Genomic DNA, 12,750 nt, shown 5'->3' with positions numbered 1-12,750 from the left:
ACTTGAAAACAGCTATTGTTGGATTGCAATGGGGTGATGAAGGGAAAGGGAAAATAGTCACCTACTTTTCAAAATTTTACGATTATGTTGTTAGATACAGCGGAGGAAGTAATGCTGGACATACAGTTGAGTATGATGACAATACAAAGTTTGTACACCATCTTTTTCCTTCTATACATAAAGATTTCAACACGAAAGCTATAATATCAGGTGGCGTTGTTGTCGATATTGGTGTATTGTTAGACGAGATACGCAATCTTTCGAATGTTACTTCTATAAAAGATAAACTGTTAATTTCTGAATTGTGCCATATTGTACTTCCTGTTCATAAAAAACTTGATGAGAAGCTTGAGAAGCTTAAAAAAGGAAATGCCATAGGTACAACAAAGCGTGGAATAGGCCCAGCTTATGCAGACAGAGTTGGTAGAATTGGGGTAAGACTGAAGGATTTTAAAGATAAATCACTTTTAATGGAAAGGTTGAACTTTATTTCGAAGCTTTATAAAGAACTTTATAACATAGAGTGGACGGAATTTCAGGATTTAATTAACAGTTATGAAGAAATAGCAGATTATGTAAAACCACATTTAAAAATAATAGAGTTAATAAAAAATTCAAAAGTGTTGTTTGAAGGAACTCAAGGAATACTTCTAGATGTCGATGCTGGAACTTACCCTTACGTTACAAGTACAAATTGTAATCTTACAAATATTCCAAATTCTGTGGGATTTCCGTTGTCGTTGGAAAAACGTATAGGAGTTTTTAAAGCTTACCTTACGAGAGTGGGAAATGGTCCTTTTCCAACTGAAGTTTTTGAGAAAGAGTTGGAGGATTTAAGAAAAAGAGGGCATGAATTTGGAGCGACAACAGGAAGACCGAGACGTTGTGGGTGGCTTGATCTTGTACTTCTAAAATATGCGGTGAATGTTTCGGGGTGTAATGAATTAATAATGACGAAAGCAGATATATTGAATGGTCTGGAGAAAATCCCGGTGTGTGTTGCATATAAAAATGGAACGAAGGTCATAGATGAACTTGAAACACTTGATTTGGAGAATGTTACACCTGTTTACGAGTATCTTCCTGGATGGCAGTCGCTTGAGGATAGTAATTTTGTAAACTTTGTAAGATTTGTGGAAAAACATGTTGGAATTAATATAACTCATATTTCCACTGGTCCAAAAGTGGATCAAATAATCAAAACATAATTAAGTTATGGAGGGAGAAAATATGGATTGCGTATTTTGCAAAATAATTGAACGTAAACTTCCTTCGGAAAGAGTTTATGAAGATGAAGATTTTATTGTAATAAAAGATATACGGCCCGTAGCACCAACGCATTTATTACTTATATACAAAAAGCATGTCCCAACGATCCACGAGCTTTCTGAGGATGATGCAAGGAGATTCTGGAAAGTTTTTGACATTATTAAGAAAATAACAAAGAACGAAAATATGGATTACTACAGAATAGTTGCAAATAATGGTGCACAGGCAGGACAGGAAATTCCTCATATACATTTTCATATAATTTCTGGAAGAAAACTCGGGAAAATTGGATGAGATCTGGGAGGAGAAAGTATTAAGGCTATTGTTTATTTACCTATAAAACCTGAAATTGCAAAATCACAAAATTTACCATTGAAACTTCCAGTATTAGTGGAAGATCTTCCGCTTATTACTGAAATGGATAAAATACCTCTCAACGTAATAATTCGAGGGTTAGAAGCCCAGTATTCTGTGAGTAAGTCAGAGTACTGGGCTTCGTATTTAGTATATTTTTATTACGAAGAATTCAAAAAGTATTTGAATGAAGAAAAGTTTGAGAAGGCGAGAGTTACTCTGGAAAAAGCAAAGGGAGTTTTGTATGATTATCGTTATCATTTTTACTATGGATTATTATTTTCAAAATTGGGAGATTATGAAAACGCAGAAGTTGAGTTAAAAAGGTCAATATCTATGAATGAAACTTTTTCACTGGGTTATTATGAGCTCGGGAACATTCTATATTTAAAAAAGGATTACGATGAAGCTGTTCAATCTTATCTTAAAGCTTTTGAATTAAATAAAGATTTTGCTCTTCCGCTTCTTAAATTAGGTGACACCTATTTTGAAAGTGGGCAGCTAACTGATGCAGAAATAGCATATAAGTCTGCTCTTAAAGTTGAAAAATTGCCGGAGATATACCTGCGCTTGGGAGTTTTATATAATGAAAAAAATCAGTTTAATAAGGCTGAAAAAATGTTTAGAGAAGGCCTTTCAATAGAATACAAACCAGAAATAGCATATAATCTATCTTATACGCTTTCAAAGTTAGGAAAACATTTTCAGGCAATGCAAATCTTGAAAGAATTAGTTAAAAATTTTCCAGCGCCAGAAGTTTTTAATGAACTTGGTATAATTCAGAAAAATCTTGGTTTGTACGAAGAGGCTATAGAAAGTCTCAAAAATGCTGGTGAGCAATTCGAAGAAAATTATATAAAAGCCAGACTTTTTATCGAAGGAATTACAGATAAATTATTGATGGATTTAAAAAAGTTTGATTCAGAATATGCACATTTTCTGGAAAACGCTGTTAAAAGCAAAGAGAGTATTGAGGATAAACTTACAAGAATAGAATATCCTTTTAAGGATGAAATTTCCTTGATTTTCAATATAACAGATGATATGGGAGAGATAAATATAGAGGAGTTTATGAACATTCTTGGGATAAAAAGAGTTGGAGATAAAAGAAAAGAATACATAACTTATTTGCCATATGTATTGTCTGGTATTTACATATCAGGAGGAGATCCTATACTTATCGAAAAAAATGCTACAAAGACTTCTGTAGCACTGTATGGAGACACAGAAGGATTGCTTTTAGCAAAAGCATTAACAATGACATACATCGGCTTTTTGTTTACAAGCGAACCCTTAGATAGCATTATACAAAAAATTCTTGAACAAGTAAGCTTTATACATTATCCGTTTTACCAGGAGGTAATAAAATATCTGGAGGAAAATAGAACTTCTATGGAGGATTTTATTGATACTTTTTCAGAACCATCAACTACTTATGAGTTTATTAAATATTTCCTGGAAATCCTTAGTTATGAGCCTATTGTTGACGATATTTCTCCTATTTCATCTCTTACCTTTGGAAAAATACTGCTCTTTCTCTTGAAAGTAAACGCAAAGACATGACGCGCCTAAAACCTTGAATTTTACATGCATAACGGCATATATCTAAATTAAACGCATTTAACTTTCTTGCTTGACACTAACTGTTTATTGTGGTATTATTTACCTTGAACTTTTTCAAGGAGGTGCGTATTATGTCAGTTGAGCAAAAAATTAAGGAAATTATAGCCGAGCAGTTAGGTATTGACGTTTCAGAAGTAACTGATGAGAAGAGTTTAACAGATGATCTTGGGGCTGATTCTCTGGATATGGTGGATCTTGTTATGGCATTTGAGGACGAGTTCAATATTAAGGTAGAGGATGAGGATCTGTCAAAAATTAAAACTGTTAAGGATGTGTTGGAACTTATTTCAGCACGGGTGTGAGCTTCATATATATTTTGCTTAAAAGGCGCAGATTATCTGCGCCTTTTTTATTTGTTCAAATAAAAAATAATAATCACCAATTATTCAATACAACTGTTTAAATATAATTACAATTGCTTAGAGCTAATTATTTTAAAATAATTGCATATAGACAATCTTTTTATAATTTCTCAAATTTAGTATATTTAAGATGCCAAATTTCAACCAGGGGGGGATAGTGAATGGCAATGAATCCTTTTGAAAATTATCTCAAACAACTTGAAGGAGCTATTGAGTATGTAGATGCACCAGAAGGGGCTTTTGAGATTCTTAGAAAACCTATGAGAATCATTGAAGTTTCCATTCCTGTGCGAATGGATGATGGGTCAATAAAGGTGTTTACCGGTTGGCGTTCCCAGCACAATTTTGCACCTGGACCTACAAAAGGAGGCATAAGGTATCATCCGGATGTAACAAAAGACGAGGTTATGGCATTATCTGCCTGGATGTCAATAAAAAATGCTGTGGTTGGTATACCATATGGCGGAGGAAAGGGAGGTATTAAAGTTAACCCCAAGGAACTTTCGCAAGGGGAATTAGAAAGATTGTCAAGAGGTTATATAGATGCAATTTATAAATACATTGGTCCTGATCAGGACATTCCCGCGCCTGATGTGTACACAAATTCACAAATTATGTCCTGGATGATGGACGAATACAGTAAACTTGTAGGTTCTTACCAACCGGGAGTTATTACGGGAAAATTAAAAGTTGTAGGTGGTTCTCAGGGAAGGGGAACTGCCACTGCGCGGGGAGGTTTTTTTGTTTTAAGAGAAGCACTGAAAGTTAGGGGGGAAGATTTTAAAGGATTAACTGCTGCAGTTCAGGGGTTTGGAAATGCGGGTTCATTTGCCGCACGATTTTTAAGTGAGGTTGGTGTTAAAGTTGTAGCTGTATCAGATTCAAGAGGAGGAATTTATACAGAACACGGATTATCATACGGTGCTGTATTGGAGCACAAAAATAAAACAGGAAGTGTTATTAATTTCAATGGTACAAAAAATATTACCAATGAAGAATTACTTGAATTAGATGTAGATATACTTGTTCCAGCTGCTATTGAGAATGTGATAACCGAAAATAATGCTGAGAATATAAAAGCAAGATATATTCTTGAACTTGCCAATGGTCCTGTGACACCAGAAGCAGACAATATACTCTTCAAAAAGGGAATATTTGTTATACCTGATGTTCTTGCAAATGCTGGAGGAGTTACTGTTTCTTATTTTGAGTGGATTCAAAATAGAATGGGATATTATTGGTCTGAGAGAGAAGTTCATCAAAAGTTAGATGAGATAATGACAAGAGCGTTCCATAAAGTCTATGAAACAATGAAGGAAAAGGGCATAGATAGCAGGAAAGCTGTGTATGTAGTGGCAGTGGAAAGACTCATGGAAGCAATGAAGGCTCGAGGCTGGATTTAATTAATAAATTTTCGGGTAACAAATTTAAGGGAGCATTGTCAAAATGCTCCCTGTTTTGTAATGTTGTAATATTATTTACCGACAATTTCAACGCCGTTTGAACTTGTTATATTGAGTAGTGAAATTTTGTAAGGATATCTTGTTTCATAAACCGTTTTTAGTTTGCTAAATATTTTCGGGAAATTCTCACCTGCTAATACAAGTACGCTGCCTCCAAATCCTCCACCAATTATTCTTGCACCGGGTATTTTTTCCTGTTTTAAATATTCCACTATAAAGTCTATTTCCTCGCATGAAACTTCATAAAGTTCTTTTAGACTTTTGTGAGAATCATATAAATATTTTCCTATTTCAAGAGATTTTCCTGCTTTTAAAGCATTTATTGTTTTTAAAACTCTATCGTTTTCTTCTAATACATGTTGAACTCTTTTTTTATAGATTCCCTGCAACTTTTTAAGGTCATTAAATGTTATTTCTCTGAAATTTGCTTTTTTCAATATTTTCAGCGCTGTTTCACATTCTTCTCTTCTGCGATTATATTCGGAATTGCTGAGCTTGTGTTTAATTCCCGAGTTTATTATGTAAAATCTATATGGATTAATTTGAAGAGGTATGTATTTATAATTTTTGATCTGGGTATCTATAAATAACGCGTGGTCTTTTTTTGAAAGAGCCACAGTATATTGATCCATTATTCCACATTTTGTCCCAACAAATTCATTTTCAGCCCTATAAGCAATAAGTGCTATTTCTTTTTTTGTTAGATTTAAAGAAAATAGTTTTGAAATAGCATACGCAGTTGCTACTTCCAGAGCCGCAGAACTTGAAAGCCCTGCGCCTGCAGGTAGATCTGAAGATATAACAAATTCAACAAAATCAATTTTATACGTTTCAGATATGATGTTTAAAATACCAATTATATAATCTGCCCAGGTATTTGTGCGTGTTAATTTTTTGGTTTCAACTGTGGGTTCCATGTTTTTGGAAATAAATCTATACAAATTACTCGCCTTTACTTCAACATTTACGTACTTATTAATTGCAAATGGTAATACAAATCCTCCATTATAGTCTGTATGTTCTCCTATTATATTTACTCGTCCAGGGGCTCTAACTTTGATCATTTATTTCACCTCAACTTTAATATTCCTGAGTTCTTGTGCAGCTTCTTCTGGAATTTTGGGATTTATGAATGTCCACGTTCCAGTTTCAACACTTGCCATCCATTTAATTTTGTTTTTATCCCTTTTGGGCGGATTAAATTCTACATGAAAATGGAAGATCCGGGAAAAATCTTTTGTATTTACAGGGCTCTGGAAAAACATCATCATGTATGGAAAGGGTATGTTAAATAACCTATCATACTTCATAGTAATTATTTTCAAGGCTTTTGCTAAATCTTTTTTTTCCTGGCCAGAAAGGTACAGGAAGGAATCAACATGTCTTTTAGGATAAATATGTACTTCATATGGAAAGCGAGCATAAAATGGTACGATTGTTATCATTGTTTCATTTTCATACACTATTCTCTCTTTTTTTGATAATTCCTCTTCCAGGATTTTACATATTACGCACTTTTTGTGTTCTTCGTAACCTTTTTCAAAAGCATCTAATTTTCTGGAAATTCTGATTGGTATAAAAGGAAACGCGTAAAGTTGACCATGAGGATGTTCAAGTGATGCACCAACTTCCTGGCCTCTATTTTCAAATATAAAAATATATTTTACAAAGTTATATTGCATCAAGTCGCGAGTTCGATCTACCCACATTTCTATGAGTTTTTCTATTTGAAGTAAAGGCATTTCTGAAAGTGATGATTGGTGATTCGATGTATAAACAATTACCTCACAATTCCCTTTTGCAGGTTTCCTTTTTAAAATGGGAGATTCGGAAACTACGTTAGGTGGATTTAATTGTAATGAAGGATACTTATTGTCAAAAGATACAAGATCATAAGTACCAGGAAATTCTACCCCTCCTGGGCAAATAGGGCATTCAGTCGTTTTTGGCCTGGTAGGTCTTTTTTGAGTAAAAGCAGAAACAATAATCCATTCGTCAGTTAAAGGATTATACCTCAATTCAAGCATCTTTATCATCACCTTTTTGCTGATAATAATTGAATTTTCTTCCATCACCCTTTGTTTTTACTTGCTTTAAGAGTTTTATAGATTTTTCATCAACTGATAACTCTGATCTTTCTTTTTTAAGGTTAATTCTCAATTTAACATTTCCAATACCTGTGCCTTCTGCAAATATTTCATAAACTTCTTCCATTAATCCTTTAACAAACGCCCGGCCTCCTCTAAGCTTTAATGCGCTATCTAATAGATATCTTTCTATGGACAATGATAAATCGTCGCTTTGAATAATCATGTTGTTAAGCATACCAGAAACAAAAGCGTACGCTTTCTTTTCCCATAGATTTAATTCTGTATCTATATTTCTTAAGAGGAGACAATCTGGATCATTCCACCACCACTTACCATTCATATAATATCTTGTAATAGTGTTTCTAAGAGCATAGAAAGCGTTGGGAATAAAGGCGCCAGGGGTTTCCGGATTGTAATAAGGTGCAGTGTCTGGCCCTATCCTCATTCCATCTACCAACCCTACAGATGGAAGTAAAGGAGCGCCACATCCAAGAATAAAAGAATCTTCAACAACCTCTCTAATAAACTTGAGTCCTAAGCGATAAGCTTCTATTGGGGAAATGTTCAGGTGCCTTTTTCCAGGAATTGCTCCTGCAAAGAGAAAGTCTATTTTAAAGTATTCAAATCCTGCATCTTTTAGTCTTTTAAATATGTTTTTAAGCCACTTTGCTGCTTCTTCATTTGTTATATCAAGAGCGTATATATTTTTATTCCAGTTTCTATAAGCGAGTAATGGGCTATCATTTTCGTCTTTCACAAGCCAATCTTTATGGTTTTTAGCTAACAAAGATGTTTCAGAAACACTAAAAGGAGCGATCCAGATTCCCGGGATAAATCCATGCTTTCTAATGGTTTTTGCCATTTCTTCCAGCGGAGGGAATTTTTCGTTAGGCTGCCAGTCACCTATGTCTATTTCCCAGGAATCATCTATCTGAAAGACTTCATAAAGATATTCCTTTGCAAGTCCAAGATTTTTAAGGATATCTTCCCAAGTTAATTTTGAAAAGTACTGATACCAGCTTGACCAGCCAACAGGATTTCTTTTTGTTATTTGAAGATTGTTTTTCAGTTTCACATATTCTGCGTATACAGGTAAAAGATCATCTAAATTGCCATGGAGAATTATTAACGGTTCTAAAGGTATGAAATCTTCATAGGTTGCTTCAAAATAATCAAGATATCCAACAACTTCATGACCATCGAATAGAAAAAACGGATGTGCATATTTAGAACTTAAAAAGCCAACTACAAGTTTTTTTTCTCCGTAAAAGTAGTCACTGACAACGTTTTGTTCAAAAAGATGAGGGTTTGGATTAAATCCATAACCAAAGTTTTCTAAAATTTTTTCTGGAATTTTAAGTTTTTCACCTCTTTTCATTTTTTTTGCAGGTCCCCAGGATTGCCAGTTGTTTATGAAAAAAATTTCAGGCATTTCTGTGCGAAATATTTCAACTCTTTTAGGCTTTCCCTTTATCTCACCGCTTATAATGTAACCTTCCGGTATTTTTTTTACTTTTAATCTAATCACAAAATTTTCTGCTTCAAAAGTAATTTTTCCATCTTCAAAAGAATGTCCAAGAATTTTCATTTAATTTTCTCTCCTTTTGAAAAAGTACTTTTCGCTCTTTTTTAATTATATCATTTTGTGAATTTTAGAGATAATAATTGGCGAGATTGGCGAGAGTTAGCGAGATTAGTAAAATAAGATCCTTTGTCACTTCGTTCCTCAGGATGACATCCTCCTCACATTTGTTTGGAATGACACACTATTTTCATGTCATTCCGAGAAGCGAGAAGGCGAGGAATCTTATCCTTATAATTTTTACAAAAATAGCCCGCAACGCGGGCTATTTAATGATTAAGCCAACGTTCTTTATAGATTGTATATCATTGTGAATTTTTTAGTTATATAATTTGCGTAATATTCAGGATTTAAATCTTCACCTGTAACATTTTTAAGAAGTTCGAGAGGTTCATAGATTTTCCCTTTTGAATGAATTTTCTCGCGCAACCAGTTTAAAATGCTTTTAAAATCTCCCTGTAGTATCCTTTCGTCGAAATCGGAAATGTCTTTTGTCATAGTATGATAAAACTGTGCTGCGTATAGATTTCCCAACATATATGAAGGGAAGTAACCAAATGAACCGTGAGACCAATGAACGTCCTGTAGTACCCCATCGCTTTCTTTTTCAGGTATAACACCTATGTATTCTTTCATTTTTTCATTCCAGATAACGGGTAAATCTTTTACGGATATTTTATTGTTTATTAAAGCCTCTTCAATTTCGAATCTTAGCATTATATGAAGATTATATGTAACTTCATCAGCTTCGGTGCGAATGAACGAACGTTCAACTTTATTAATAGCTTTCCAGAATTTTTCTACGGGAACATTTTCAAATTCGGAGAAAATTTCGCAGAATGTTGGATATACAAATTTCCAGAAATTTAAGCTTCTACCAACAATATTTTCCCAGAACCTGGATTGGCTTTCGTGGATGGCCATTGATGCGCCTTCGCCAATTGGTAACTCTCTAAAATCTTCAGGAATACCCTGTTCGTAAAGTGCGTGGCCACATTCGTGTATGGTACTAAATATAGAGTTTTTCAAATCAGATCTGGAATATCTTGTTGTAATTCTCACATCAAATGCGCCAATTGTTATTGTAAAAGGATGTGCAGATACGTCTAACCTCCCAGCATTTTTATCGTAGTTTAAGAAATCAAGAATTTTTTCTGAAAACTTTTTTTGCTTTTCAATTGAAAAATCACCAGTTAAAATTTTATCGTCAGGTTTTGTTCCGTTTTCAATTTTGTCGAGAAAATTTACAAGGAATGGTTTTACATAAGATATAATCTTTTTTAATTGAGATGTTTTCAATCCAGGTTCGTATTGGTCAAGAAGTGTATCATATTTATTTTCTTTGTACCCCAGGCAATCAACTATTTTTCCTGTTAGTTCAACGATTTTTTCAAGATGTGGTTGAAAAATCGCGAAGTTGTTCTCGTTTTTTGCGATTTCCCAGAAATGCTGTGCTTTTGAAGTGGTTATTTGAAATTCTTTAAAAAGTTCAGGGGGAATTTTTTTTGCTTTTTCGTATTCTTTTTTCGCCACTCTAATGACAGCTTTATCTATGTCGCTTGATGCTTCACTTTCAGCTTTTTCAATTAAAAGGCCAGTTTTGTCTGAGGTGAAAAGTTTAAAAGCATGTCCGGCTATTTCCCCTATGATTTCTGCGCGTTTTTGAGCAGCTTTTGGTGGCATATATGTTTCAAAATCCCAGCTTAGGAGAGATACGGCGCTTTCAAATTTTGAAATTGTTTTCAGATGATTTTTTAGATTTTGCAGGTTTTTTCCCATATTTTTCCCTCCAGAGTTGTTATTGTAGTTGTTTTAACATTTCACATTGTGTTAAAACTACTTTAAATCCATTATTTAAAAGAGAATTATACAGTGGATCGTTCTCAGGGACAGCAGTTACAGAAATTAAATTACAGTTTGTACTCTTTTTCAAATATTGCACTGAAACCTTAACCATATCGTCCCAATTTTCTTTTGTCCCAATATCAACTATAAAAACGTTGCCTTCACTATTTTTGCCCCATACAAGGTATCCGTTAATTTTATTAGTGGTCAATCTAACAAAGTTATAACGTCCGTTGGATAATAATAATGTTATAGGTTCTCGTTGCCAGTTTGGTTTTCTACCGGAAAACTCCAATTCTAATGCCTGGGAATAGACGTATCTTGGTTCTACTTTGAAATAGTTGTAATCGAGTTTTTCTTCGAGAACTGGTTGGAGTACCATAAGGTGTAGATTTCGTGTTATTCTGAAACCATTTTTTTCGTAAAATCGAAAGGCCCGTTTGTCTTCCTTAATAACTTCAAGTGATAGATTTTTTATTCCGCGCCATTTCAGATGATTTATTGTATGGGCGAGAATATGAACAGCAAGTCCTGTTCCCCGTTCTTTCTCAACTACACCCATTGCATCTATTCTCCCGCGTTCTCTTCTTATGCTATTTACTATGAAACCTACGGGAGTGTCTTTTTTAAGAAAGACAAAACTGTCTTTTAAAGAGATAGAATTTTCTCTGGCATCCATCTGGAAAGATATTACATTCCAATTTACTGGTACTGTATAATCCTGGAATATCCTGTTTACAAGGTTAACAAAATCAACTATTGGAAATTCATTTAATGTTAAGATTTTTTCTTCCACGCTATCCCCCCTTTCTCTTACTGCTATTGGTTTTTTTCACGAAAAATGTTTATAATACTTGCAACCATATTTTCATCTTTTATTCCTAAGACTGCTATGTTAAGCATTCCCGTAGCTTGTGATAATCTTTCTTTTGTTGAAAGTTCAATGATTGGAACGTTGGAAATCTCGCATCTTATTTTTATATCTTTTTTAACCCTTTCACCGGCGTCGCTGGCTATTATTATCACTTTCCTTTTTAACCGCTTGTTTTTTATATAGTCCCTGATATTGTCTTTCCCGTAAACAAGCTTTTTTGCTTTTGAGGCAAAACCAAGAAGGCTTAAAATTTTTGCTTCATTCATAATGCTCCCCCTCCAGATATTTTGAATCTACACATGCGTATGCGTTATGAGCGTGAATTGATTCATAACTTTCCACTTCTATTCTAAACCACTTTATTCTTTCATCGCTTGAAAGTTTTAAAGCAATATCTCTGGCTACATCTTCGACGAATTTTGGGTTGTTGTAAGCGGTTTCGGTGATGTACTTTTCATCAGGTCTTTTTAATAAAGTAAATAACGGTACGCTTGCAGAACTTTCGCCAATTTCTATGAGATCTTCGAACCATATCAATTCTGAACTTTCTATTTCTATTTTGATTTTTGCACGTTGGTTGTGTGCATTGTACTCACTTATTTCTTTAGAACAGGGACATAACGTTTGAATAGGAATTTCAACGGAGATGAAAAAGTTACAGTTTGACTTTTCAGCAATACCTGTGAATTTACATACGTATTCCATGTAACTTTCAATTTTTGTGACAGGGGCAGCTTTTTTTAGAAAGTATGGAAATTCAATCTCGAGTTTTGCCCTCTCAGCGTTTAAAGAACTCTTTAAATCTTCCAAAATCTTTTCCACAATTTTAGGTTCCAGTTTTAAATGATATTTGTTTAAAACTTCTAAAAATCTACTCATGTGTGTTCCTCGAAAATGTTTTGGAAGATCCACAAACATATTTATTGTTCCAATTGTGTGTTGTTTTCCATTCTTTTTATCCAGGACAGTAATTGGATATCTTAGCTTTTTAATTCCCACATGTTTAAGGTTGATATTTCTTGAATCAGGTTCGTTTTGTACATCGCGCAACACACTACTTGCCTCCTATTTCCTGTTATTATTATTTAAAAGGTATTCGAGTTCTTTAATGTTGTTTTCTTTAACAAATGATTCAAAATTTGCGTTTTTATTTATATACATTTCATAAGCTTTAACAAGAACCTGGTATTGTTGTATCTGTTTTTTGGCTGCTGTCATATTGTAGAAGGTTATAAGGAAAAGAAAAGCGAAAATGGTTAAAAGCACAAGATAGAATTTTTTCATAATT

Annotated in this window: 13 protein-coding genes; 5 read left to right on the top strand and 8 right to left on the bottom strand. The window is 33.9% G+C overall.

Annotated features, from left to right (window positions below):
• Positions 1 to 2 precede the first annotated feature (2 nt).
• The 5 genes from JYK00_RS00745 to JYK00_RS00725 all read left to right on the top strand — a co-directional run bounded on the left by JYK00_RS00745 (position 3) and on the right by JYK00_RS00725 (position 5,011).
• The gene (locus tag JYK00_RS00745; protein WP_207566826.1) at positions 3 to 1,208 is read left to right on the top strand and encodes an adenylosuccinate synthase; all 1,206 of its coding nucleotides are present in this window, start codon (positions 3 to 5) and stop codon (positions 1,206 to 1,208) included.
• A 22-nt stretch (positions 1,209 to 1,230) separates the two neighbouring features.
• Positions 1,231 to 1,563: an HIT family protein gene (locus JYK00_RS00740; RefSeq protein ID WP_207566825.1), complete on the top strand. Its 333-nt coding sequence runs from the start codon at positions 1,231 to 1,233 to the stop codon at positions 1,561 to 1,563.
• Positions 1,564 to 1,641: 78 nt separating this feature from the next.
• Positions 1,642 to 3,186 carry a tetratricopeptide repeat protein gene (locus JYK00_RS00735; RefSeq protein ID WP_228288175.1) on the top strand — a complete coding sequence of 515 codons (1,545 nt, stop codon included), beginning with the start codon at positions 1,642 to 1,644 and terminating at the stop codon, positions 3,184 to 3,186.
• Between the two features lie 131 nt (positions 3,187 to 3,317).
• Positions 3,318 to 3,548, top strand: a complete 231-nt coding sequence (gene acpP, locus JYK00_RS00730; RefSeq protein ID WP_207566824.1) for an acyl carrier protein — start codon at positions 3,318 to 3,320, stop codon at positions 3,546 to 3,548.
• Positions 3,549 to 3,769: 221 nt separating this feature from the next.
• Complete coding sequence (locus JYK00_RS00725; RefSeq protein WP_207566823.1) at positions 3,770 to 5,011, top strand: Glu/Leu/Phe/Val family dehydrogenase; 1,242 nt, start codon at positions 3,770 to 3,772, stop codon at positions 5,009 to 5,011.
• 71 nt (positions 5,012 to 5,082) lie between these two features.
• On the opposite strand, the gene JYK00_RS00720 is transcribed toward JYK00_RS00725, so the two are convergent.
• The 8 genes from JYK00_RS00720 to JYK00_RS00685 all read right to left on the bottom strand — a co-directional run bounded on the left by JYK00_RS00720 (position 5,083) and on the right by JYK00_RS00685 (position 12,746).
• On the bottom strand, positions 5,083 to 6,132 hold the full coding sequence (locus JYK00_RS00720; protein WP_207567576.1) for a galactokinase: 1,050 nt from the start codon (positions 6,130 to 6,132) through the stop codon (positions 5,083 to 5,085).
• 3 nt (positions 6,133 to 6,135) lie between these two features.
• Complete coding sequence (gene galT, locus JYK00_RS00715; protein WP_207566822.1) at positions 6,136 to 7,098, bottom strand: galactose-1-phosphate uridylyltransferase; 963 nt, start codon at positions 7,096 to 7,098, stop codon at positions 6,136 to 6,138.
• Complete coding sequence (locus JYK00_RS00710; RefSeq protein WP_207566821.1) at positions 7,091 to 8,749, bottom strand: glycoside hydrolase family 36 protein; 1,659 nt, start codon at positions 8,747 to 8,749, stop codon at positions 7,091 to 7,093. Before JYK00_RS00710 ends, galT begins: the two co-directional genes overlap by 8 nt.
• 285 nt (positions 8,750 to 9,034) lie before the next feature.
• Complete coding sequence (locus JYK00_RS00705; protein ID WP_228288173.1) at positions 9,035 to 10,522, bottom strand: carboxypeptidase M32; 1,488 nt, start codon at positions 10,520 to 10,522, stop codon at positions 9,035 to 9,037.
• Between the two features lie 19 nt (positions 10,523 to 10,541).
• Positions 10,542 to 11,384 (bottom strand): GNAT family N-acetyltransferase, encoded by an 843-nt coding sequence (locus JYK00_RS00700; protein ID WP_207566820.1) that lies wholly within the window; start codon positions 11,382 to 11,384, stop codon positions 10,542 to 10,544.
• 23 nt (positions 11,385 to 11,407) lie between these two features.
• The gene (locus JYK00_RS00695) at positions 11,408 to 11,728 is read right to left on the bottom strand and encodes a L7Ae/L30e/S12e/Gadd45 family ribosomal protein (protein WP_207566819.1); all 321 of its coding nucleotides are present in this window, start codon (positions 11,726 to 11,728) and stop codon (positions 11,408 to 11,410) included.
• Positions 11,721 to 12,512, bottom strand: a complete 792-nt coding sequence (gene folE2, locus JYK00_RS00690; RefSeq protein ID WP_207567574.1) for a GTP cyclohydrolase FolE2 — start codon at positions 12,510 to 12,512, stop codon at positions 11,721 to 11,723. The genes JYK00_RS00695 and folE2 overlap by 8 nt, the downstream gene beginning before the upstream one ends.
• Before the next feature lie 15 nt (positions 12,513 to 12,527).
• The gene (locus tag JYK00_RS00685) at positions 12,528 to 12,746 is read right to left on the bottom strand and encodes a hypothetical protein (protein WP_207566818.1); all 219 of its coding nucleotides are present in this window, start codon (positions 12,744 to 12,746) and stop codon (positions 12,528 to 12,530) included.
• Positions 12,747 to 12,750 lie beyond the last annotated feature (4 nt).

Source organism: Thermosipho ferrireducens (assembly GCF_017358165.1).
Classification (GTDB): Bacteria; Thermotogota; Thermotogae; order Thermotogales; family Fervidobacteriaceae; genus Thermosipho_B; species Thermosipho_B ferrireducens.
Note: the sequence above shows the minus strand (reverse complement) of the source record. Positions and strands in the feature narration are given on the sequence as shown.

Excerpts from the sequence above, each read along its gene's own strand:
- JYK00_RS00740 (WP_207566825.1), top strand. The coding sequence starts at position 1,231 with ATGGATTGCGTATTTTGCAAAATAATTGAACGTAAACTTCCTTCGGAA.
- acpP (WP_207566824.1), top strand. The coding sequence starts at position 3,318 with ATGTCAGTTGAGCAAAAAATTAAGGAAATTATAGCCGAGCAGTTAGGT.
- JYK00_RS00725 (WP_207566823.1), top strand. The coding sequence starts at position 3,770 with ATGGCAATGAATCCTTTTGAAAATTATCTCAAACAACTTGAAGGAGCT.
- galT (WP_207566822.1), bottom strand. The coding sequence starts at position 7,098 with ATGCTTGAATTGAGGTATAATCCTTTAACTGACGAATGGATTATTGTT.
- JYK00_RS00710 (WP_207566821.1), bottom strand. The coding sequence starts at position 8,749 with ATGAAAATTCTTGGACATTCTTTTGAAGATGGAAAAATTACTTTTGAA.
- JYK00_RS00705 (WP_228288173.1), bottom strand. The coding sequence starts at position 10,522 with ATGGGAAAAAACCTGCAAAATCTAAAAAATCATCTGAAAACAATTTCA.
- JYK00_RS00695 (WP_207566819.1), bottom strand. The coding sequence starts at position 11,728 with ATGAATGAAGCAAAAATTTTAAGCCTTCTTGGTTTTGCCTCAAAAGCA.
- JYK00_RS00685 (WP_207566818.1), bottom strand. The coding sequence starts at position 12,746 with ATGAAAAAATTCTATCTTGTGCTTTTAACCATTTTCGCTTTTCTTTTC.